This window comes from Streptococcus sp. 3874, assembly GCF_013276425.1.
GTDB lineage: Bacteria > Bacillota > Bacilli > Lactobacillales > Streptococcaceae > Streptococcus > Streptococcus pseudopneumoniae.
Genome location: NZ_VMLA01000017.1, coordinates 1 through 642, shown reverse-complemented (window position 1 = coordinate 642; position 642 = coordinate 1). Strand labels below are relative to the sequence as shown.

The window sequence follows — 642 nt, the reverse complement described above, 5'->3', positions numbered from 1 at the left end:
GACTTGGGTAATCCTCCAATATTCAAATGGACCTTGTAGGACTTGAACCTACGACCACTCGGTTATGAGCCGAGAGCTCTAACCAGCTGAGCTAAAGGTCCGACAAGATCATTATAGCGGCGAAGGGGATCGAACCCCCGACCTCCCGGGTATGAACCGGACGCTCTAGCCAGCTGAGCTACACCGCCATGAATCGGGAAGACAGGATTCGAACCTGCGACACCTTGGTCCCAAACCAAGTACTCTACCAAGCTGAGCTACTTCCCGAGTTAAATAGAAAAATGCACCCTAGAGGAGTCGAACCTCTAACCGCCTGATTCGTAGTCAGGTACTCTATCCAGTTGAGCTAAGGGTGCTCATTATATTATGCCGAAGACCGGAATCGAACCGGTACGATCGTTACCAATCGCAGGATTTTAAGTCCTGTGCGTCTGCCAGTTCCGCCACCCCGGCCTCTCTAAGCGAACGACGGGATTCGAACCCGCGACCCCCACCTTGGCAAGGTGGTGTTCTACCACTGAACTACGTTCGCACTATTTTCTTCTATCTAAAAATGCCGGCTACATGACTTGAACACGCGACCCTCTGATTACAAATCAGATGCTCTACCAACTGAGCTAAGCCGGCTCATTTATTATATCT

General features: G+C 50.6%; 7 tRNA genes. All 7 read right to left on the bottom strand.

Annotated features, from left to right (window positions below):
* Nucleotides 1-27 precede the first annotated feature (27 nt).
* Nucleotides 28-101: transfer RNA gene (locus HT703_RS01590), tRNA-Ile, on the bottom strand.
* A gap of 13 nt (nucleotides 102-114) precedes the next feature.
* Nucleotides 115-188: transfer RNA gene (locus HT703_RS01585), tRNA-Met, on the bottom strand.
* Between the two features lie 5 nt (nucleotides 189-193).
* Nucleotides 194-267 (bottom strand) — tRNA-Pro (locus HT703_RS01580).
* 15 nt (nucleotides 268-282) lie between these two features.
* Nucleotides 283-356: transfer RNA gene (locus tag HT703_RS01575), tRNA-Arg, on the bottom strand.
* Nucleotides 357-367: 11 nt separating this feature from the next.
* A tRNA-Leu gene (locus HT703_RS01570) sits at nucleotides 368-453 on the bottom strand.
* Nucleotides 454-460: 7 nt separating this feature from the next.
* Nucleotides 461-532, bottom strand: a tRNA-Gly gene (locus HT703_RS01565).
* A 22-nt stretch (nucleotides 533-554) separates the two neighbouring features.
* Nucleotides 555-627, bottom strand: a tRNA-Thr gene (locus HT703_RS01560).
* Nucleotides 628-642: the final 15 nt, after the last annotated feature.